At 39.0% G+C, this 21883-nt stretch carries 17 protein-coding genes; 8 read left to right on the top strand and 9 right to left on the bottom strand.

Features of this window, described 5'->3' with window-relative positions; translation table 11 throughout:
* Positions 1-110: 110 nt before the first annotated feature.
* The 4 genes from AAV97_RS13715 to dxs all read right to left on the bottom strand — a co-directional run bounded on the left by AAV97_RS13715 (position 111) and on the right by dxs (position 5765).
* Positions 111-1979 (bottom strand): DEAD/DEAH box helicase, encoded by a 1869-nt coding sequence (locus AAV97_RS13715; protein WP_009586057.1) that lies wholly within the window; start codon positions 1977-1979, stop codon positions 111-113.
* A 346-nt stretch (positions 1980-2325) separates the two neighbouring features.
* A complete protein-coding gene (locus AAV97_RS13710; RefSeq protein ID WP_005034169.1) occupies positions 2326-2649 on the bottom strand; it encodes a hypothetical protein in 324 nt (107 codons plus the stop codon).
* 250 nt (positions 2650-2899) lie between these two features.
* A complete protein-coding gene (locus AAV97_RS13705) occupies positions 2900-3730 on the bottom strand; it encodes an inositol monophosphatase family protein (protein WP_004825232.1) in 831 nt (276 codons plus the stop codon).
* A gap of 130 nt (positions 3731-3860) precedes the next feature.
* Positions 3861-5765, bottom strand: a complete 1905-nt coding sequence (gene dxs, locus AAV97_RS13700; protein ID WP_046760860.1) for a 1-deoxy-D-xylulose-5-phosphate synthase — start codon at positions 5763-5765, stop codon at positions 3861-3863.
* 317 nt (positions 5766-6082) lie between these two features.
* Between dxs and ribA the strand changes: the two genes are divergently transcribed.
* The gene (gene ribA, locus AAV97_RS13695; RefSeq protein WP_010590772.1) at positions 6083-6685 is read left to right on the top strand and encodes a GTP cyclohydrolase II; all 603 of its coding nucleotides are present in this window, start codon (positions 6083-6085) and stop codon (positions 6683-6685) included.
* A gap of 193 nt (positions 6686-6878) precedes the next feature.
* Here the strand turns inward: ribA and hemN are convergent, their stop codons facing one another.
* Positions 6879-8243: an oxygen-independent coproporphyrinogen III oxidase gene (gene hemN, locus AAV97_RS13690; RefSeq protein ID WP_046760859.1), complete on the bottom strand. Its 1365-nt coding sequence runs from the start codon at positions 8241-8243 to the stop codon at positions 6879-6881.
* A 277-nt stretch (positions 8244-8520) separates the two neighbouring features.
* On the opposite strand from hemN, the gene hemF reads away from it, so the two are divergent.
* The 3 genes from hemF (at position 8521) to aroE (ending at position 10852) form a co-directional block, all read left to right on the top strand.
* Positions 8521-9462: an oxygen-dependent coproporphyrinogen oxidase gene (gene hemF / locus AAV97_RS13685; RefSeq protein ID WP_005034177.1), complete on the top strand. Its 942-nt coding sequence runs from the start codon at positions 8521-8523 to the stop codon at positions 9460-9462.
* A 238-nt stretch (positions 9463-9700) separates the two neighbouring features.
* Positions 9701-9907 carry a hypothetical protein gene (locus tag AAV97_RS20950; protein WP_004825243.1) on the top strand — a complete coding sequence of 69 codons (207 nt, stop codon included), beginning with the start codon at positions 9701-9703 and terminating at the stop codon, positions 9905-9907.
* Positions 9908-10063: 156 nt separating this feature from the next.
* The gene (gene aroE / locus AAV97_RS13680) at positions 10064-10852 is read left to right on the top strand and encodes a shikimate dehydrogenase (RefSeq protein WP_005034179.1); all 789 of its coding nucleotides are present in this window, start codon (positions 10064-10066) and stop codon (positions 10850-10852) included.
* A gap of 105 nt (positions 10853-10957) precedes the next feature.
* Here the strand turns inward: aroE and AAV97_RS13675 are convergent, their stop codons facing one another.
* Positions 10958-13342 carry a hypothetical protein gene (locus tag AAV97_RS13675; RefSeq protein ID WP_046760858.1) on the bottom strand — a complete coding sequence of 795 codons (2385 nt, stop codon included), beginning with the start codon at positions 13340-13342 and terminating at the stop codon, positions 10958-10960.
* 232 nt (positions 13343-13574) lie between these two features.
* On the opposite strand from AAV97_RS13675, the gene AAV97_RS13670 reads away from it, so the two are divergent.
* Positions 13575-15398 carry an acyl-CoA dehydrogenase C-terminal domain-containing protein gene (locus tag AAV97_RS13670; RefSeq protein WP_009586038.1) on the top strand — a complete coding sequence of 608 codons (1824 nt, stop codon included), beginning with the start codon at positions 13575-13577 and terminating at the stop codon, positions 15396-15398.
* A 709-nt stretch (positions 15399-16107) separates the two neighbouring features.
* Here AAV97_RS13670 and AAV97_RS13665 read toward each other — a convergent pair.
* Together AAV97_RS13665 and hemW are read right to left on the bottom strand one after the other, a co-directional pair.
* Positions 16108-16596, bottom strand: coding sequence for a hypothetical protein (locus AAV97_RS13665; RefSeq protein ID WP_046760857.1), 489 nt, complete (start codon positions 16594-16596; stop codon positions 16108-16110).
* 88 nt (positions 16597-16684) lie between these two features.
* The gene (hemW, locus tag AAV97_RS13660) at positions 16685-17881 is read right to left on the bottom strand and encodes a radical SAM family heme chaperone HemW (RefSeq protein ID WP_046760856.1); all 1197 of its coding nucleotides are present in this window, start codon (positions 17879-17881) and stop codon (positions 16685-16687) included.
* A 78-nt stretch (positions 17882-17959) separates the two neighbouring features.
* Between hemW and AAV97_RS13655 the strand changes: the two genes are divergently transcribed.
* Positions 17960-18421, top strand: a complete 462-nt coding sequence (locus AAV97_RS13655) for a DMT family transporter (RefSeq protein WP_046760855.1) — start codon at positions 17960-17962, stop codon at positions 18419-18421.
* A 43-nt stretch (positions 18422-18464) separates the two neighbouring features.
* Positions 18465-19823, top strand: a complete 1359-nt coding sequence (locus AAV97_RS13650; RefSeq protein ID WP_046760854.1) for an MATE family efflux transporter — start codon at positions 18465-18467, stop codon at positions 19821-19823.
* A gap of 160 nt (positions 19824-19983) precedes the next feature.
* Here the strand turns inward: AAV97_RS13650 and AAV97_RS13645 are convergent, their stop codons facing one another.
* Positions 19984-20199, bottom strand: coding sequence for a DUF1737 domain-containing protein (locus tag AAV97_RS13645; RefSeq protein WP_046760853.1), 216 nt, complete (start codon positions 20197-20199; stop codon positions 19984-19986).
* Between the two features lie 199 nt (positions 20200-20398).
* Between AAV97_RS13645 and AAV97_RS13640 the strand changes: the two genes are divergently transcribed.
* A complete protein-coding gene (locus AAV97_RS13640) occupies positions 20399-21697 on the top strand; it encodes an ABC1 kinase family protein (protein WP_009584941.1) in 1299 nt (432 codons plus the stop codon).
* Positions 21698-21883 lie beyond the last annotated feature (186 nt).

Below are 21883 nucleotides of genomic sequence, written 5' to 3'. Positions count from 1 at the left end.
AACTGTTTTATTAAATAAATTGAACTGCATCACACTTTATTTTACCAAATACTTTTCAACTTGCAATAAAAAACCAGCCGAATGGCTGGTTTTTTATTGCAAAGGCTTAATTAGTCATTGAATTTACGACGTGGACGGTCTGAGTTAAATTCACGCTTTGGACGATCTTCACCGCCAAAAGAACGTTTAGGACGGTCTGAATTAAACTCACGTTTTGGACGATCTTCACCACCAAAAGAACGTTTAGGACGATCTTCAAAACCACCTTCACGGCGTGGACGATCTGAATTAAATTCACGACGAGGGCGATCTTCACCAAAAGAACGTTTAGGACGGTCACCGAAGCTACCTTCACGACGTGGTTTATAATCTACGCTGTTGCCACGGTTGTCATCATTGAAACGTGGTTTATCATTAAAACCACCTTCACGACGTGGACGATCTCCGAAGCCACCTTCACGGCGTGGACGATCTGAATTAAATTCGCGACGTGGACGATCTTCACCACCGAAAGAACGCTTAGGACGATCTTCAAAACCACCTTCACGACGTGGGCGATCCGAATTAAATTCGCGACGTGGACGGTCTTCACCACCGAAAGAACGCTTAGGACGATCTTCGCCATAAGATGGACGATCACCACGAGGTTTGTCATCGAAGCTACGACGTGGACGATCATCACCGCCTTCACGACGTTTGAAGTTTGATTCACCTTCAAAACGACGTCCGCCACCGAAACCACCACGACCGCCATCACGACGACCACCGCCGTTACGACCACGACCACCATCACGACCACCACGTGCAGGAGGTGGAGATGGCTCTAAACCTTCAATTTCAGAAACACTTAAACGCGCTTCCAAATAATCTTCTAAAGCACGAATTTTTCCGCGCTCACGGTAAGTCGCTAAAGTGATTGCTTTACCTGTACGACCTGCACGACCTGTACGACCGATACGGTGTACATAATCTTCGTTCTTCATTGGAAGACCAAAGTTAATTACGTGTGAGATTGTTGGTACGTCAAGACCACGTGCTGCTACATCTGTAGCAACAAGGATTTTTGCACGACCTTCACGGATACTACGTAAACGACGGTTACGTACAGTTTGTGGCATAGCACCATGAAGCGCAACAACAGAAAGACCCGCTTCTGCAAGCTCTTCAGCCAACATATCTGTATCTTCTTGAGTTGATGCGAATACAACTGCTTGATCGACGTCTTCTTCATTTAACCAATGGGTAAGCAATTTTTTCTTATGCTCAAAACCATCAGTCCAATGTAAGGTTTGGGTAATGTCGGTATTGGTAGAATGACCTGTTTCAATTGCAATACGTTCTGGATCATTCATCATGCGTTCAGCAAGGTTAATGATACGTGGTGCAAATGTTGCAGAGAACATTAATGTTTGTTTACGATTTAAAGCCAAATCACTAATTGCTTCTAGGTCTTCAGAGAAACCTAAATCAAGCATACGGTCAGCTTCATCTACAATCAAAGCATCAACTGAATCAAGTTTGATTTGACGACGGTTCACAAGGTCAAGTAAACGACCTGGAGTTGCAACAACAACTTGTGCACCTTTTAATTGTTGGATTTGCTTACCAAAAGGCATACCACCCATAATCGCAGCAACACGTACACCTTTCATGTGACGTACAAATGCAATCGCATCTTGACATACTTGTTGTGCAAGTTCGCGAGTAGGTGAAATCACCAAAATATTCGGTTGAGTGACTGCTTTCATACGTTCTTTAAATGGTACAAATGTATCTTGACCAGCTAAAGCATTTAACGTTGGGAGTAAGAATGCAGCAGTTTTACCAGAACCAGTTTGGCTTGATACTAAAAGGTCTTTGCCTTCTAAAGCCGCTGGGATAGATAATTCTTGAACAGGAGTCGGTGTAGTAAAACCAAGACTCTCGAGTGCTTTCTGTAGCGACTCGTCTAATGAAAATTCAGCAAAAGTTTTGCTCATAGAGATATTCACCCTAATGTGGGTGCTCCATTAATATATGGTCTGATGGACATCGGCAAAAAGCGGCACAGCAATAATCGCTGAAAATATAGAATCAGCGGCGATCCGAGAACGACGATGCGTATAACGCACATTTGATAACAGCCGCAACCTGAAGGAATCGCTTAAGCGATTGGGTGGGGCGCGAAATATTGTCCTCTCTTTGGACCGGACGCGCATACACAATATAGAAGAGAATGTTCAGGTAATGAACGAAATTTAGTGCGTGCGCGGAGTATAGCAGAATTTATAATAATGTCACGAAGTTTTATTGTTTTTTCCTGTATCATTCACTTACTGTGGCTCTTTATATAATTAAATAAAAAATATCACCTAAATTGTCGTGGCTATCCTCAATCAGACTTTTAACACTAGCAACCAAACTATCAACAGTGAACTCATGAATGATTATGGTATTTGCTTGCCAATAAAATGCACCAAAAGAATTCTCACCTGTTTGACTGTATCTTTGAATTAAATATTGGATATTTGCAATCGTTGTTGCACTCCCCCAATAACTTTTACCTTCTGTTTTAATCCAAAAATCTATGTTTTGCTGAGTAATATCATTGTTGGGAATTTGATGATGTGTTTCTATACTGAATTTTTCATTTTGATAAATTGTTTTCATAAGGTTTAGATTGTCTCAACACCTGTTATGAGTAATATATTTTTCTTTGTTCTCTCAATAAAAGCTTTAAACCCAATATTTCTTATTCAATTACAACATATAATATCTCTATCAATATCCATGCAGAAACAAATAAAAAAACAAGGAAAAGCAGTGTTTTTTGCTTTAACTTGTGTTTTAAAAATAACATAAAAAAGCCTTCATTCACATGAAGGCTTTTTAAAACTCAATCTACACAAATAATTAAAAATTATTTCGCAGCTTCGCCCCATGCTGGAACAACTTGTTGCATCAATGGTTTTAACAACTTCATAGAACAAGCGATAACTTGACCATTTTCCATTGATTCTGAACCACCACGAGCATCAACAACTGTACCGCCCGCTTCTTTCACAATCAATTCACCTGCCGCAATATCCCAAGGCTTTAAACCAAGTTCAAAATAAGCATCTAAACGACCAGCAGCAACATAAGCCAAATCTAATGCAGCAGAACCTGCACGACGATATTGTGCGCCAGCTTCAGTGACATTTAACAAAGATTCAAAGTGATTTTTTGCATAAGAAACAATTTCACCGTTACGTTTTGCACGATAAGCATGTCCTACACCAACAAAAGTATTTTCAAGGCTGTCTTTAACATTTACGCGAATACGGCGTTGATTCAACATAGCACCGCGACCACGGCTTGCTGAGAATAACTCATCTTTTACAGGGTCATAAATAACACCGTGTTGAGTTACACCTTTATGTTGAACTGCAATAGATACACAGAAATGTGGAAAACCATTGATAAAGTTTAAAGTGCCATCAAGTGGATCGATCACCCAACACCAATCGGCATCGTGACCTTTACCTTCTTGTAGACCAAATTCTTCACCAAGGAAGCTGTGATTTTTATAACTTTTACGAAGTGTATCAATGGTAAGTTGCTCAATGTAACGGTCTACACGAGTCACAGGACCATCAATCCCTTTTTCTTCGACTTGTAGATCGAGTTTATGACGATTTTGATGCGCTTTTAAAAGCTCTTGACCAACTAATTGAGCCGCACGCGCAGCCATCACCACCATAGGTTCCATTGAACACCCACTACAAATTTGAAGATACTGATAAAGAATAATGCATAAAAGCGCAGGCATTTTAACAAATATCTGCGCTTTTTGGGAAATTTTGTTTCTAAAATTTTACATATTGAGTTTTTACAGTCATTTAAACATGTTGAACAAGTTTCAACCATGTCTGCTGAATTGAGTTTTTGATGCCATCCGCATCTAGACCACAGTCTTGAAGCATTTCAGTATGAGTTGCTTGAGCCAGAAACTCATCAGGTAAACCTAAGTTTAAAATCGGTTTTATGATTTGAGCATGTGCTAAAAATTCATTCACCGCACTTCCTGCACCTGCCATGACAGCGTGTTCTTCCACGGTAACAAATAAACTGGTTTTATCCACCAAATCACGAATGATCTGCTCATCTAGTGGTTTAACAAAACGCATATTCACCACACGAACGGCAATATCCAGTTGTTGAGCAAGCTGTTTAGCTGCCTCCAAGGCAGGCTGGACACGACTACCAAATGCTAAAATACTCATACCTTCATCATGTTCAGTATTGAGTTCTAATAATAATTCGGCTTGACCAATTTCAAGCTCAGTCAGTTGTTGCTGGATTTCAACCCCTAAACCATTTCCTCGTGGATAACGCACAGCCGTAGGACCTGGATATAAATAGGCAGTGTGCAACATCTGACGACATTCGTTTTCGTCTTTTGGTGCCATGATCACCATATTCGGTACTGTACGCATATAAGCATAATCATAAGCGCCAGCATGAGTCGGTCCATCTTCTCCAACCAATCCCGCACGATCAATACCAAAGGTTACATCGAGATTTTGCAAAGCAACATCATGTATCAATTGATCATAACCACGTTGCAAGAAGGTCGAATAAATTGCAACAACAGGTTTTAAGCCTTCACAAGCCATACCTGCTGCTAAAGTGACTGCATGTTGCTCTGCAATCGCGACATCAAAGTAGCGTTCTGGGAATTGTTTGGCAAACTGCACCATCCCCGAACCTTCACACATCGCTGGTGTGATCGCTAACAATCGTTGATCTTGTTTGGCTTCATCACATAACCATTGCCCAAATACATCTGAATATTTCGGCGCTGAATTTTTAGCAGGCGAAGCATGCGTTTTACCGATCGCATGATATTTGATTTGATCAGCTTCGGCAGGTGCAAAGCCTTTACCTTTTACCGTATATACATGGATTAAACGTGGACCTTTACGTTTTTTCAATGCATTGAATACTTGTACCATCTGCTCAACATCGTGACCATCAAATGGACCAAAATAATCAAAGCCAATTGCTTTAAATAAATTATCGGCTGCATCTGTTGCTGACTGGTGTAAACGAGAATTGTAGTCCCACTCTGGACAGTCTTGAACAAAAGCTTGCCCCTCTTCATCAATATTGATGAATTGCCCTTGTTCCCAAATTGCAGCCAAATGCTTTGCAAAACCGCCTGTGCTACACGAAATAGACATATCATTGTCATTCAGTACCACAATCAAATCAGCATTGTGTGCAACAGCATCATTCATGGCTTCAAAAGCCATACCTGCCGTCATCGCACCATCCCCCACAATCGCCACGACTTCACAAGGATCTTTTTGATAACGACGTGCTAACGCCATACCTAAGCCCGCTGAAATCGCAGTTGAAGAGTGACCAACACCAAAAGTGTCAAACTCTGATTCTTCTCGTGCAGGGAAAGCAGCCAAACCATTTTTGGAACGAATCGTGGTTAATTGTTCACGACGACCAGTCAATGCTTTGTGTGGGTAAGCTTGATGCCCCACATCCCAAACTAGACGATCTTTAGGTGTTTCAAAGCAATAATGTAAAGCGACAGTGAGTTCAATAACGCCGAGGTTTGCCCCAAAATGCCCGCCACTTTGTCCAGCAGCATACAAAATGAATTGACGCAATTCGTCTGCGACCTGCACCAATTGGCTTTGCTCAAGCTGACGTAATTGTTGAGGATGGTCTACTTCATCCAACAATGGCGTAACAGGACGTTGATTAGGTATTTCGGTATACAACATATGTGGCAAAGCCTTCTAAAGCCTGGCAAATCTAAGCTAGGTACACGGGTTAGCATGATTGTGAAAACAAATCATATCACATTCGATCAGCCACATTTATAATGATGCGTCATTGGAGACTTCCAAGTCAGCAAGTGTGCTCTTGGTGTCAATTATCATGAATAATCTATCTATATATCAACTATTATCGTGCGCTTTATACAAAAAAGAATTTTTTATCGCAAAGTTATCTATAAAAACATGCTTTTCAATTCTACCAATGTCCAAGCATTACGCTATACTTTAGCTAATTTCTAAACAAATAGATGGAAGATTCTGTGTCAATAGAGTTTGTTGCCACTTCAAAATTACCCACCGCTTATGGTGATTTTAAAATTTCTGTATTTCAAGATCCGTTGACAGGCGAAGAGCATGTTGCTCTTTCTAAGGGTTTAGAAATCGCTCCCACACATCCTGTTTTAGTTCGCATTCATTCCGAATGCTTAACTGGTGATGCATTTGGCTCATTGAAATGTGACTGTGGTCCACAGTTACATAACACCATGAAAATGATGAATGAGGCAGGTCAAGGTGTAATTTTATATTTGCGCCAAGAAGGTCGCGGAATTGGTTTAACCAATAAAATTCGTGCATATGCTTTACAAGACCAAGGTCATGATACTGTAGATGCCAATTTATTGTTAAACCTCCCTGCTGATGCTCGCCAATATGACATGTGTAGCATCATGTTGGATCATTTACAGGTTAAACAAGTCAAGTTAATCACCAATAATCCGTTAAAACTAAAAGCGCTAACAGATTTGGGTATAGACGTTGTTGATCGTGTTCCTTTAACTGTTGGCTTAAATAAATTCAATGAAGATTATTTAAAAACCAAACACGATCGTATGTCTCATATGTATGAGAAAGATGATTTTTAATCACTGATTCGTTGCAAGTATGTTTTTGAGAAATTGCTAAACGCAGTGATAAAAACCATCGTCTGCTTGATAGTCGGAGGTATGCACTATACCTCCTCTAACGTTCAAAGCCGTTTTAGCTCAGGATGTTTTAGCTCAGAATAGAGCCCTCATAAAGATTGAAAATGATTAAAAAAACGGCATTAAGTTTTCATCAAATTGTCATTGAGAAAATCTGTGTTTCAGGCTTTCTTCGTTTTAAATGCAAATCAAAAGCCATACAAATATTACGAACAAAAGGCTTGCCTTGTTCAGTAATCACAATTCGATCTGTTTCAATTGTCAGCAAACCATCCTGTTGCATCTCGATAAGTTGCTCGATAACCTGAGCTCGTTCTGTGAAATCCATAGACGGCTCAGCCCATGATGTCTGAAAAGTACACATTAAATTTAAAATATGCTGACGAATTTTCAAGTCTTCAGCACTCAGTACATGACCTTTTACGACAGGAATTTCATCACGGTCTAGACACGCATAGTATGCTTCCAGGTCTTTTTCATTCTGAGCAAAGCTATACCAGCTATCACTGATCGAAGATATTCCAAGACCAACCATGAGTTGTGTTTTTGACGATGTATAGCCCATAAAGTTGCGATGCAGTGTACCCGCCTGAAAAGATTGATACATACCATCTTGTGCTAAGGCAAAATGATCCATGCCAATTTCATGATAACCATGCGCTAAGAGTTGCTTTTTACCCGCTTCATACAAGGTTCGCTTCACATCATCTTTTGGAACATCTTGATCTTTAAAACCACGCTGTCCATTCCCCTTAATCCAAGGTACATGCGCATAGCTATAAAAAGCCAAACGATCTGGCATAAGACTGTTGGTTAAATCAATTGTTTTCAAAACATCATTTAGATTTTGAAAAGGCAAACCAAAAACCAGATCATGTGAAATTGAACGATAGCCAATCTCACGCGCCCACTGTGTGACATTGGCAACCTGCTCAAAAGGTTGAATACGGTGAATGGCTTTTTGAACAGTATCGTTATAGTCTTGCACACCATAGCTTACGCGGCGGAATCCGAGATCATACAATGCTTGCAAATGCGCACGTGTTGTATTATTTGGATGTCCCTCAAAACTAAATTCATAGTCTTTCGCAATATCAGCTTTGGCTAAGACACCTTGAATAAGCTGTTGTAAATGCTCTATTGAAAAAAAAGTCGGTGTACCACCACCCAAATGAATTTCTTTAATGATGGGTTTTTCTTGAAGTAATTGACAATACAAATCCCACTCTTTTAAAACGGCTTGGATATAAGGTTGCTCCATTTCATGCCGTTTGGTCACTTTCTTATGACATCCACAGAAAGTACATAAACTCTCACAAAACGGTAAATGGATATATAAGCTAATGCCCTCACTTTGATTAGACTCGTCAAAAGAACGCTTTAGGGTCTGTTTCCATTGTTGCAATGAAAAAGAACTTTCATCCCAATACGGAACTGTTGGATAACTGGTATAACGTGGACCAGCCACATTATATTTCTGAATTAAAGAACAACTCATATTTACTGCTCAGTACCATATTAAGATTTACAAACCTATAAATGCACACGAGTGCCTCTATCCTCAATCCATTGTGCTGAGCTTAAACATAGATTTCAACCTAGCGAATTGCTCGGGATTTTTTATAAAAGACTTGAAACAGTCAATAATATTCTTATGCATTGAATCCAGTAGCAAAAGTATTCAAAAAAAACATCTTCTTTTTTCAATGGTTTTCTTTTTTAATGGTTTTATGCTTTGATGTATAAAATCATTTTGTGCGCCTTTGAGGATCGTCATGCAAAACCCAACCTCTGAAGATATTCAACGTGTTCGTACGTTTCTTGTCGACTTACAAGCGCGAATTTGTTCAGCTTTGGAACAACAAGAACAATTAGGTCAAGGGACTGCAAAATTTGAAGTGGATGATTGGCAACGACCTGAGGGTGGCGGTGGTCGTTCCCGCGTTTTACAAAACGGCACAGTGATTGAAAAAGGTGGTGTGATGTTCTCGCACATCAATATTTCAAAACTACCTGCTTCTGCGACTGAGCGCCATCCTGCTATAGCAGGAGCTAAAGCTCAAGCATTAGGCGTATCCTTGGTGATTCATCCCAAAAATCCAAATGTGCCGACCTCTCATGCCAATGTTCGCTTATTCGTCGCTGAACCCGAAGGTCAAGAGCCAATTTGGTGGTTTGGAGGTGGTTTTGATCTGACACCATTTTATCCCAATCAAGAAGACGTATTGAGTTGGCATCAAAGCGCATTTGATTTATGCAAACCCTTTGGAGAAGAAGTCTATACAGAACATAAGCAATGGTGTGATGATTATTTCTATTTAAAACATCGAGATGAACAACGTGGTGTTGGTGGCTTGTTTTTTGATGATTTAAATCAGTGGGATTTTGAAAAATGCTTTGAATATATGCAAGCTGTGGGTAACGGTTATTTAAAAGCCATCTTGCCTATTTTTCAACGCAATCAAGATAAACCCTATACCGAAGCCCAACGAGATTTCCAGTTGTATCGTCGTGGTCGTTATGTTGAGTATAACCTCGTCTATGACCGAGGCACTTTATTTGGTTTACAAACGGGGGGGCGCATTGAATCTATTTTGGTCAGTATGCCACCGCTTGCAGCATGGTCTTATCGTCCTGAATGGGACGAACAGAGCCCAGAAAAACAATTAACCGAATATTATTTAAAACCTCATGATTGGTTATCTATACTCAAATGACCTAAAATAATAAAAAAAAAGCTACCCAGTCACATGAGGTAGCTTTTTTATGCTTCATCAAAATAAGTTTTGAAAGATTTACTCACAATTAAGATGAGAATTATTCACAATAACGCAGCTTTTTAATTTAAATTAACCTTAAACTCGGCTACTATAGCAGACTTAAAATTTCCTTAATTTTTTCGATAAATTTATATTGAATATCAGAAGATTATAGCAGTTAACGCGAGAGGTTGATATGAGGAATTTATTAGAAAATCATAAACTTACACTTTCAGTAGGCATTCTGTTTTTACTGGTGTGTTCTGTTTCAACCACAATCATCTCTACCAATGATTTATCGGATAGCATTTCAATTACTTCCAGTGTTGTTTTATCGATTGGTTTTGTTGTCGTTTTTGCGATGATTTTTCTCGATTTTCTAGAATCTGTATGTAATCCATAATTCAAAAATAATTTCTCTTTTTTTTAAATCTTAACAATCAAAATATAACGATTTAATCCCAAAGTACGCCAAGATACTTTTTGTTGTCTTCAACGTTTTCCCGTATATTGTTGCCATGCCTTAAAAATCAATATTATCAATACTTGGACATTGGACATGAGCAAACAATTCGCAGTCATTGGCAATCCGATTGAACATTCTCGTTCTCCTGAGTTACATCATGCTTTTGCAAAGAAAACAGGTATTGATCTGAATTACAGCAGACGTCTAGCCCCACTAGATGGTTTTGAAAGCAGTGTGCATGAGTTTTTCTCTCAAAATGGCGTAGGAATCAATGTCACAGTTCCTTTTAAAGAACAAGCTTTTGCCATGTGTACGCAACTTACTGAACGCGCAAAAATTGCCAAAGCTGTAAACACGCTATGGATGGAAAATGGTGAGCTACACGGAGACAATACAGATGGTCAAGGTCTGGTCGATGCCATTAAAGCTTTGGATTGGGACTTAAAGGATGCAGACTTGCTGATTATTGGTGCAGGTGGTGCAACTCGGGGTGTCATCTATCCGTTGGTAAAAGCAGGGGTAAAAAAAATCGTGATCGCCAACCGTACACTTGCTCGTGCTGAACAATTGGTTGCAGACTTAGCAGACAGCGTGCCTGAAGCACAGCTGATGGCTTGTAGCTTAACAGCATTACAGGGACAATTTGATCTTGTTATCAATGCGACCTCAGCAAGCCTAAGTGGTGACGCCCTTATACTCCCTGAAACATTAACATTTAATCATGCATATGAAATGGCATATGGCAAAGCATCAAGTTTTATTGAACAAGCCAAAGCACGTCAAGTTCCAAGCTCGGAAGGTTTTGGTATGTTGGTTGGGCAAGCAATAGAGGCATTTTATATCTGGAATGGTGTCCGTCCAAATCTAAAAGATTTTCTCTGAATGTATACTGATGTATAAGCTCTGTAGAATGCTTATCTAGGACAGAATAAGCATCAAAAAAAGAACCTCTATTGAGGTTCTTTTTTATCAATCGCTACAAGACAATTACTTTAACTTGGCATCACTCAATGCCTGATAAGCTTGCTTGAATAAGTCATAATCAATAAATTCATTAGAATCAACATTCAATGTCGATACGACTTGATCATTAAACTTATTATTTTTAAATGCAACATAAGATTTTGCTAAAACTTTTGCTGTTTTTATAAACTCTCCACGCTGAGACTTTTCAATCTCATTTTCTGCTTCAAACTTCTGCATGTAATATTGTGCAAACACAGCTTCGGTTGTTTTATATTTTTTAACTAAACCCTGCACCTCTAAAGTACTTTGTTGAGCTTTCCAGATTTTAGCAACAATCTCATCTACATCATTTCCAAGTTCATCATCGTACTGATGATCATCTTCTAAATGATGCTTTTTCTGTAGGGCTTGAATTTGTTTCAAAGCCTGCCCTTTTGGATTGTAGATTTCTTCATCTGAGTAAGAATAAGCATAAATTGCTGCGATTTCTTGTAAATCTTGAGCAGAATATTGTTTGATCAATTCAGGCTTTTGTGCAGTCAATTTTGCAATAAAAACTGCTTTATAGGTTTTTTCATAAGAGCCAGTTTGTGCAAATACTTGTTGTGCCAGTTGCTCTAAACGTTCATCTAAACTTAAGTATTTTTGCTCATCACTACGTTCTGAACCCGATATTCCACCCACCGCTTGTTCCATAATGCTGCCTTTAAAGATCTCTTTAAAAGGTTTCGCCTGTTTGAGAACATTTTGATCAATCTTGCTTGCATTGCCATAATTAAGGAATTGCATGTCCATTTTAATGTTTAACTTACGATTTAAGGTATCTAAATCTAAGCCCATATCATAATCTGCTTTAACTGCTCGTCCTTTATTGTCCAATGACAAATCAACGATCAGTGGATTACGTTTGTCTGGAGCTGGCAAACTGCTTTCAATCTCAGTGAGATGTTGATTCCACAATTGTTTAAATTGTTGCGCATCGACCAACTGATCTTTCGCATAGCCATTAAATGTGCTGACCAATGCAGTCTTATTTTTCTCTCTCAACGCAGTATCTGATGAGGATTCTTTTTGTTGCTCACCTTTTAAGACGTCTATTTCGTAATGATATTGACAATATTCCACATCACCAAAACGAGGATTTGCTTTAGCTTTGGTCAAATCTTCACATTGTTGCTCAGTTAAGATTTTTGTCGTATTGCCGTCTGCTGCAGCTTCAACAGCCTCATCGTCAGAATCACGCTCTTGATCTTGATCAGCAGTCGCATCGTCTCCGTCATCTTCTACAGCAGCACGTGCTGCTTGTGCTGCATCCCCTGCTTCAACTTCTTCCTCTAAATCTTCATGAGACTTACGATTGACGGCATTGTAAAGTTGATACATTGCGCTTGATGCATCATTGGCACTATCATCACTCGATGTGATGCCTGCTAGCGCTTCATCTGCAGCTTTCATCGCTTCCTGAGCAGCTTCATAAGCCTCATCACTTGCCTGACTGTCGCTACTCGGTCCTAGGATTTTTGCAATATTAGATTGATTCAATCCAAACACTGAATTCATCAAATATTGACGATTCACTGTAGAGTATAATTGCCCTTGTAAGAACATTTCTTCTACTGATGTATTTAAGCGAATTTTTTCCACGATTCCTGCTTGCTTGTCCGCAGAACTCACTGCAAGATTTTCAATTTGATGAGGCGCGGCAATTAAATATGAAGTTGCACCCGACTGTTTAAGCAACTCGATCAAGGCTTTGCCATTCACCTTGTTAATATCATCTTTATATTTTGAAAAATCATAATACGCATATTTGTCTTGATCTTGAGAATTTGCCAAATAAGGCATGATCGAAAAAATATGGGTATAGAATTTATAATTATTCATATCCAAAACTGTAGGAATACGCATTTCCACAGATAAATTTGGCTTTTTGTATTGTGTTTCTAAATTAAACGATGCCATTTTTTGGCGATAATTCACTGTTCCGTCGTATCGAATTTGCAAATCATTGACAATATTTTGAACAACATCTGCTCCCATGCCGACAAAACGACTGATATAGTTTGAATCCTGTTTCGCAATCGCTTGATAAAGTTCTTTTTTCTGTATATCTGTCAGTTTAATTTTTTGATCTTTTAAATACTGATTGACCTTTTTTTCAATGGCAGGATCTAGTTGCTTTGAATCCGTAGACTTCAGATTTTGATCTTTCTGTGGGCGATCTAAATGAACTTGAAATTGCCCACGATAATCAAAATTAGGATATTCATACAGTGCATTAAACCCTTGAATTGCACGTTGAGGAGCGTCTTGATCTGCATTTAAAGCATTACTTTTAATCACATGTGTTGAACATGCCGACAAACTCAAACCTAAAAGACATAATGTTAATTTTTTTAAATGCATGAGAGATTGACTCACTTCAATATTATAAAGATACTAAAAATAGCAATGAAACTACAAAAACAAACTGTTCAATACTATCAAAAAACCAACAGATTCGCATGTACTTTTTCTACCAAATTCGCATTTCTGACAATTCTTTTAGAGAGTCTTATCAATGTATTTCTCATATGATTATGAATAATGAAACTATCGATTGAATATCCAAAACTATTTCTAAATTAGGATTAAATACATGCCAGCATATAAAGCGCCGCTCCGTGATATTCGTTTTTTAATCAACGAAGTTTTTGACTATTCTGGGCACTATAAAACATTATCAATTGGCGAAAATGCCGATGCTGATACGATTGATATGATTTTAGAAGGTGCAGCAGATTTTTGTGAAAATGTGCTTTCTCCTTTGAATCAGTCTGGCGATGAAGAAGGTTGCCATTTTAAAGAAGGTGAAGTCACTACACCAAAAGGATTTAAAGAAGCTTACGATCAATTCGTTCAAGGTGGTTGGCAAGGTTTGTCGTACCCAGAAGAGTTTGGTGGTCAGGGCTTACCAATGTCTTTAAATCTGATTAAATCAGAAATGATGGGAACTGCAAACTGGTCATTCACGATGTACCCAGGTTTAAGCATGGGCTGTATGAACACCATCATGCAATTTGGTACAGATGAGCAAAAAGCAACCTACATGCCACATCTTACTGCTGGTACTTGGTCAGGTACGATGTGTTTGACTGAACCACAATGTGGTACAGACTTAGGACAAGTTAAAACCAAAGCAGAGCCAAAAGAAGATGGAACTTATGCCATCACTGGTACAAAAATCTTTATCTCTGCGGGTGAACATGATCTGACTGAAAATATCATTCATATCGTACTTGCGCGCTTACCAGATGCACCTGCTGGCACAAAAGGGATTTCATTATTTATCGTACCAAAATTTATCCCAACGGTAGATGGCGGTATTGGTGAACGCAACCCAGTGACTTGTGGTTCAATCGAACACAAAATGGGGATTCGTGCGTCAGCAACTGCGGTATTGAACTTTGATGCTGCAACAGGTTACTTGATCGGTGAAGTAAACAGAGGCTTACATGCCATGTTTACCTTCATGAACACTGCACGTATTGGTACTGCAGTTCAAGGTCTTGCACATGCTGAGTTAGCATTCCAAGGCGCACTGCCTTATGCAAAAGATCGTATGTCTATGCGTGCACTTTCAGGTAAAAAAGATCCAGAGAAAGTTGCCGATGCAATTATTCACCATGCTGATGTTCGTCGCATGTTATTGACCCAAAAGGCAATTGCTGAAGGTGGTCGTTCAATGATTTATCATGCTGCTCAATTGGCTGATAAGATGACTGATGCTTTGGCGCAAGGTGATCAAGCAAAATTTGATGAATATGACGATAAACTTGGTTTTTATACGCCAATTCTCAAGGGCTTCTTAACAGAAATGGGCTTAGAGGCTGCAAATCACGGGATGCAAGTCTTTGGTGGTCATGGTTATATTAAAGAACATGGCATGGAACAAATTGCACGTGATGCACGTATTTCAACCTTGTATGAAGGTACAACTGGCGTACAGGCACTTGATTTGATCGGGCGTAAAGTATTGCTTTCTTCTAAAGGTAAAGTGGTTCGTGAATACACCGCTGAAATCTTGAAGTTCTGTGGTCAACATGCACGTAATAAATATATGCGTCGCTTTGCATGGGATTTAACTAAAATCTGTGCGCAATGGAATGCTTTAACTGTTCGTATCATGCTTGCAGCACGTAAAGACCGTGACATCGTTTCTTCTGCTTCTGTAGATTTCTTGATGTTCTCTGGTTATGCAATGATGGCTTATTACTGGGCACAACAAGCAGCCGTGGCTTCTGAAAAATTGGCGTCAGGAAATGGTGCTGAAGTTCCTGAGTTCTATAAAGCAAAAATCAAAGTTGCTGATTTCTACTTTGAGCAATTGTTACCGCGTGCACAAGGACATGCTGAGTCGATGGTCAACCCATCTAAGACCATGATGTCACTTGACGCTGAACATTTTAGTTTTGACTACTAATATGTAGGTTTTCGCTAAGAAAAATAGAAAGAGCGCTTCGGCGCTCTTTTGTATTTTTAAGGAAAGTTAATTGAAATTCTGCCGGAATATGCGATAACTCATCCTCTTTTCTACTTGTTTATAACAATAGAAAGCTGATTTTTTCGCATTTTTAGTCACCCACCATGCACTAAAACATACTAAACAACGTGAATTCGATGCAATTAAATCTTCAACTCATTGAAAAATAATAAATCTCTGAGGAGTCTTGCTGGGTTTTCATCAAATTTTAGGATGAGGAGCGGAGCTCCGCAAGCGCAACCATCAATAGCGTTTCATTTCTCTTGATCAATAAAATAAAAGCGATCAATAGATTGTTTGATAATCTAAAGCTTGCACTGCCACGCTTTAATGCTAAAGTTTAAATTCTTTTGCGTAGGCGATGGCTCACTTTTCAGAGATGAAAAGTGACAAAAATCTTTCGTTGAGCGAGGGGTACATCCTTTACCCCCGCTCAACATGGCGACATCCATGTCGCCTCACGATAGCAAGACCATCAATGATTCAAAAAGTACAAAATAAATGAATCATCCAAATCACTTGTATGAATAACTAGGCGGTTTGACTGTATCATCTTTCATCAAGGATTTTTATCGAACTCAGGTTAAATAAATGCTAAGTTTTTAAAAATTTCTGTGCATAAATCCAAAAAATCATCTCTTGTTTTGCCTTATTTTTGATTTTTTGACACAGGTTCAACGATGGTTTTCAGCAGCTTAAAGCGGCTTTTTTCGAGTACATAAAAACGAGTAGTGACTTGATCAACTTCATAGTTTTGATCCATATGTTCTTCTTGTGTGACCAATAAACGACTATTCGCACGTGTTGCGATGACATCTTCTGTTCGTGCCTCGTCCCCAAAACCATCAGCTAACAGTTGCCCTGTACGTTTATTGACGAAAGAATACATTCTACAACTTGCACCACATCCCCACATGGTGGTGACATATTCACCAGCAAAATCTGGTTTTTCTTTCAAAGCATCTCTCAGTCGAGTACGAAACATATTGGCACTTGGATCAGAAATATCCAGTTTGGCGGTCTTACCCGTATATACCGATTTCACAGGATAATCACGAAACTGGGGAACTGCACTTTTCGCGTGAGCAATTGAGATTGCTGTTAGGGCAAAAAACAGACTGATGAGATATTTATTCATTGTTATAACCTAAAGATTTAAAATATTTATTTTCGGTCACAGCATAACAAAACTGGATATCTCCTGCTGTTTATTTTGAGCAATATATTTATAAAAATGCCTCTAAAACAGAGTTTAAAAATATATGCCCTTGCGCCGTACAGGACAAGCGTGTTGCATCATTGACCATTAAATGACGCTGTTTTAATGGGCTGATTCGCTCATTTAAATCCTCAAGATTCAAACCTGTACGTTCAGTATAGAGTTCAGCAACGACACCATCATTTAAACGCAAAGCATTCATCATAAATTCAAACGGCATCTCAACATCTTCAATACGTTTAAACTGCAAATGTTCAGCAGGCACTTTGGCTAAATAGTCTTTAGGCAAACGGGTCTTTTGATAGCGGTAAACACCATCAGTTTGAGTAACTTTGCCATGTGCCCCTGCACCAATTGCCAGATAATCACCAAATTGCCAGTAATTCAAATTATGCGCTGATGGTTGCTCTTTACGCCAAGCAGACACCTCATAATTGATAAAACCACTAGCTTTTAAATATTGCTCACCTTGTTCCTGTATCGCCTCTAAAACATCATCGACTGGCAAAATCGGTTGTGTACGGAAAAAAACTGTATTGGGTTCAATGGTTAATTGATACCAGGAAATATGTGTCGCACCATTTTCAACAGCCAGTTTTAAGTCGTATAACGCCTGTTCCAAGGTCTGTTCTGGTAATCCATGCATCAAGTCAACATTCACTCGTTGAAAGCCTGCTTCTCGAGCATTTCGAATCGCTGAAACAGCATCATCATTGGAATGAATACGCCCTAATTTCTTTAAATGTTCGGTATTAAAACTTTGCACGCCTATGGATAATCGATTAATACCTGCAGCTAAATAACTTGCAAAAGGATCATGTTCAACTGTTCCCGGATTGGCTTCTAAAGTAATTTCACAATCCGGCTCAAAAGGCAGTAAGGCTTTTAATTGAGAAAATAACCATTGATAACCTTGAGCTGAAATAAGTGACGGCGTCCCCCCACCAATAAACACACTATGAATTTCTCGCCCTTGGGCAAATTCAATTTGCGTTTTAAAGTCTTCAACCAATGCCTGTAAATATTCGTGTTCCAAATCTAAAGATAATTTTCCGTCGGGTACTGCATGCGAATTAAAATCACAATACGGACACTTACGCACACACCACGGCATATGGATATAAAGTGATAATGGAATATTTTGAGGGATTAAAGCAGTCAAAGAAAAGCTCAAAGCAACTAACAGAATAATTAATTTTAACATGACTTCTAGCTTCTGATTAGAACAACTCATCAAATTGCTTTAGACTGGATATGCGCAATAAAAAGTAGATGAACAAGAATGATGAAATTATCCAGTCAATTGTTATTTCTTTTACCACTCACCATGGGCATTGGTATTGCTATGGCGTTTCAAACAGCCATCAATACGCAACTGCGTGAATATCTTTACTCCCCTTTACAAGCCGCGCTTTTATCTTTTTTGGTGGGTACACTATTGCTCGTAGTTTTGGTAATCTTCCAGTCTGAACAAAAACCAACACTACACAGTTTAGCTGTGATTCCTTGGTATCTCTGGCTAGGTGGTTGTCTTGGGGTTTATGCCATTAGTATTAGTATTTATACTGCCCCCAAACTTGGTTTCTTAACCCTTTCAGGGTTGATTATCTTCGGGCAGATCGCCACATCAATGATCATTGATCACTTTGGTGTATTGGGTACAGATAAAGTGCCAGTCAACTGGCAACGTCTTTTAGGTGGCGTGGTGATTTTTATAGGTGTGCTTCTCACTCTACAACGCTAACCAGTTTATTTTTTCTTAAGCACATTTAAAACGAGTATTACCTGTGTCTGTATCAGTAAAAGCCACGACTACCCGCTTTGAATTAAAGCAACTTTTTCATTTGATGCTGCCGATTTTGATCACTCAATTTGCTGCCGCAGGTTTTGGATTGATTGATACCATCATGGCTGGGCATATGTCTGCCGAAGATCTCGCCGCAATTGCTGTTGGGGTTGGATTATGGATTCCAGTGATGTTGCTGTTCAGCGGTATCATGATTGCCACAACACCTTTAGTTGCCGAAGCCAACGGTGCACGTACACCTGAAAAAATACCATCCATCGTACGTCAATCATTATGGGTTGCTTTCTTACTTGGCTTGATTGGAATGATGGTTTTACAAATCATTCCATTATTATTGCCCATTGTCGGTGTCCCTGAGTCCCTGCTTCCGAAAGCCAGTTTGTTTTTACATGCGATTGCATTTGGTATGCCTGCATTTACCATGTATTCAACTTTACGAGGTTATTCTGAAGCCTTGGGCTATCCACGTCCTGTTACAGTGATCAGCCTCGTGGCACTGGTTGTGCAAATTCCACTTAACTTTATTTTTATGTATGGTATTGGACCGATTCCACATCTAGGGAGCGCGGGGTGCGGTTTCGCCACAGCATTATTGCAATGGCTCATGTTCATTACAATCAGTACTTATATTTTCAAAGCAAAGCGTTATCAGTCGACTCAACCCTTGAGTAAATTTGAGAAAATGGACAGTGCACTCATCAAGCGTATTCTTAAACTGGGTTTACCGATTGGCTTAGCGATTTTCTTTGAAGTGAGTATTTTTAGTACGGGTGCAATTGTGCTCAGTCCATTAGGGGAGATTACGGTTGCCGCACATCAAATTGCCTTATCCGTCACCTCTCAGCTGTTTATGATCCCAATGTCACTTGCTTTGGCACTAACGATTCGTACAGGAACCTATTTTGGTGAAAAAAATTGGTTCGCCATGCGTAAAGTGCAAAAAGTTGGATTAATGACCAGTACCTTATTTGCCTGTACCACCATGTTATTACTGTTGCTATTACGTCCAGAAATCGTTTCAGTTTATACGCGAGATTATGATGTATCTCAAGCTGCCATTTATTTGATTCTATTTGCAATTGGCTATCAGCTCATGGATGCTTGGCAAGTGAGTGCTGCTGGTTGTTTACGTGGAATGCAGGATACCAAAGGACCCATGTGGATCACCATGCTGGCTTATTGGATCATCGCCTTTCCAATTGGAATTTATTTGGCACGTTATACCGATATGGGTGCGGCGGGTGTCTGGACAGGTTTAATTATTGGATTAACGGTTGCTTGCGTCTTATTGCTTATGCGCTTATATAACAATAACAAGCGCTTAGCACAAAACCAATGATTAAAATTTTAAATAATGCTGTTTCATTAACAGCATTATTTTTTCTAAATCAAGTCAACTCAAACTGAGTTATATCATCTAAACAATACATCAACTGTCTAAATCCTCGGGTGACTTGACCAGATCATATCAAGTTCATGATGAACTTATATTCTTTCAGCTATTCAGATTGCAGTTGATAGGCCTGTTGAAATTTTTCAGACATTTCCGATACATCTGCAATCTCTTTGATGATTGCTTGCCCAACAATCACTTCAGTACCATTAAACGTCATGGTTGGCGCGCCGTATAGCGCATAACCTTCGTTAAGCGCTTTGCTCACCCTTGCACAAAAGTGAACATCATCTTTGCCCGTTAAATAACGATAAACTTTCATCCAACTACAACTATATAAATATGTGAAAACATTTTAATCCAAAATACACAAAAACAGGCTTATACTGTCCAACGAGTTTAAATATCAAAAATAGCCAAGCAGAAACAAACGCTTAACAAATTAGAGTAGGCAGTTTAACAATAGTCGCCTATGATCAAAATAAATGAAACATCTAATCTAAACTGAAGGATGATTACGAATGTCGAAAAGTACCAGTACACCCGGTCGCCGCTTTATGAAACTTGCCAGTATGACTGCAAGTATTGCGACAAAAACGGTATCAAATTCAATTCGTAACTTCAATGCAGATGAAGAGCAGAAAAATGAAGCGCGCAGCAAGCTGTTTCAAGATATTGGCGTACAAATCGCAGACACCTTAGGTGAAATGAAAGGTGCTGTAATGAAAGTTGGGCAAATCGCCTCTCAGTACAAAGATATTTTTCCGCCAGAAGTTGCTCGTGCCATTGCCAAATTACAACGCCAAGCACCTGCAATGCCCTTTATTGAAATTAAGCAGCAAGTCGAACGAGAGCTTGGCAAACCCATTGATCAAGCCTTTTTATATTTTGATGAGCAACCTTTTGCCGCAGCCTCAATTGGTCAGGTACATAAAGCAACTTTGAAAAATGGCACAGAAGTGGTGGTTAAAGTTCAGTACCCAGGTGTGGATGAAGCCTGTGAAAGTGATTTAAAACAAGTTCGCCTAGCATTACGTCTTATGGGGGTACTTAAAGTTGATAAGAAATTACAAGACCGCTTATTTAAAGAAATTCAAGACAGCCTGCATGAAGAATTGAATTACGAAATCGAAGCACAAAATTTACAAGTATTTCGAACTTTCCATCAGGCTTTGGATAGCAAAATTATTATTCCAAAAGTTTTTACTGAATACTCAAGTCGTCGAATCCTGACCTTAAGCCTTGAAAAAGGTGAAAGTATTGAAACTGCAAGCACTTGGGACTTAGATATTCGCAATGAAATTGGTCGTCGTTTGATTCTAGCACTGGGTCAACAGATCTTTTTCTTAAAACGCTTCCATTGCGATCCACACCCAGGCAATTTTGCTTTCCGTGAAGATGGCAGTGTAATTATTTATGATTTTGGTGGAGTAAAAACCTTATCCAATGAAATCATTACCCATTTTAAGGCTTTAGTCAGAGCTGCGAGAAAACAAGATATTGCTAGCATTGAAGAGCATTTAACCGCATTGGATGCATTGGCTGAAAAAGGCGAGTTCCCTGAAGAGCTTTATCAAGCATGGCTCGAAGTTTTATTACGCCCACTGACGACACATTATGATTTTGCTGAAAACTCAGCCCATCATGATGGTATTAAATTGGTGAAAAAATCTCTGAAATACTGGGATGTATTTAAGCCATCTCCAGATACTTTAATGGTAAATCGTACCATTTCAGGGCAATACTGGAATCTGATTCAACTGAAAGTTCATGATAATTTGAATGATCTTTTCGAAGAATTGGTTCCACTGCAAGATTAAGAAAAGGTTGATAACTAAGGTCATTTTACAGTGAGTGAATCAGGGGATGTATCGTTAAAACTCGAATTGAGTAATCATTCTCTCTCACGATAGTGATTAATTTTATTTTAAGTTAAGCATCTTAAATTAAAACCATATTTGAAACCTAAGCACCCTCCTCCTGCTTAGGTTTCTTTTTTATTTTCA

Source organism: Acinetobacter sp. Ag2 (assembly GCF_001005515.1).
In the GTDB taxonomy this organism is placed as follows: Bacteria; Pseudomonadota; Gammaproteobacteria; order Pseudomonadales; family Moraxellaceae; genus Acinetobacter; species Acinetobacter bereziniae.
This window is presented reverse-complemented; position numbering and strand designations above follow the sequence as displayed.

Bases quoted from the DNA above. Each gene is read 5' to 3' on its own strand.
- aroE (WP_005034179.1), top strand. From the start codon at position 10,064: ATGAGCAAACAATTCGCAGTCATTGGCAATCCGATTGAACATTCTCGT.
- AAV97_RS20950 (WP_004825243.1), top strand. From the start codon at position 9,701: ATGAGGAATTTATTAGAAAATCATAAACTTACACTTTCAGTAGGCATT.
- AAV97_RS13670 (WP_009586038.1), top strand. From the start codon at position 13,575: ATGCCAGCATATAAAGCGCCGCTCCGTGATATTCGTTTTTTAATCAAC.
- AAV97_RS13645 (WP_046760853.1), bottom strand. From the start codon at position 20,199: ATGAAAGTTTATCGTTATTTAACGGGCAAAGATGATGTTCACTTTTGT.
- AAV97_RS13705 (WP_004825232.1), bottom strand. From the start codon at position 3,730: ATGGAACCTATGGTGGTGATGGCTGCGCGTGCGGCTCAATTAGTTGGT.
- AAV97_RS13665 (WP_046760857.1), bottom strand. From the start codon at position 16,596: ATGAATAAATATCTCATCAGTCTGTTTTTTGCCCTAACAGCAATCTCA.
- AAV97_RS13655 (WP_046760855.1), top strand. From the start codon at position 17,960: ATGATGAAATTATCCAGTCAATTGTTATTTCTTTTACCACTCACCATG.
- AAV97_RS13710 (WP_005034169.1), bottom strand. From the start codon at position 2,649: ATGAAAACAATTTATCAAAATGAAAAATTCAGTATAGAAACACATCAT.
- hemF (WP_005034177.1), top strand. From the start codon at position 8,521: ATGCAAAACCCAACCTCTGAAGATATTCAACGTGTTCGTACGTTTCTT.
- AAV97_RS13640 (WP_009584941.1), top strand. From the start codon at position 20,399: ATGTCGAAAAGTACCAGTACACCCGGTCGCCGCTTTATGAAACTTGCC.
- AAV97_RS13715 (WP_009586057.1), bottom strand. From the start codon at position 1,979: ATGAGCAAAACTTTTGCTGAATTTTCATTAGACGAGTCGCTACAGAAA.
- dxs (WP_046760860.1), bottom strand. From the start codon at position 5,765: ATGTTGTATACCGAAATACCTAATCAACGTCCTGTTACGCCATTGTTG.
- AAV97_RS13675 (WP_046760858.1), bottom strand. From the start codon at position 13,342: ATGCATTTAAAAAAATTAACATTATGTCTTTTAGGTTTGAGTTTGTCG.
- hemW (WP_046760856.1), bottom strand. From the start codon at position 17,881: ATGTTAAAATTAATTATTCTGTTAGTTGCTTTGAGCTTTTCTTTGACT.
- hemN (WP_046760859.1), bottom strand. From the start codon at position 8,243: ATGAGTTGTTCTTTAATTCAGAAATATAATGTGGCTGGTCCACGTTAT.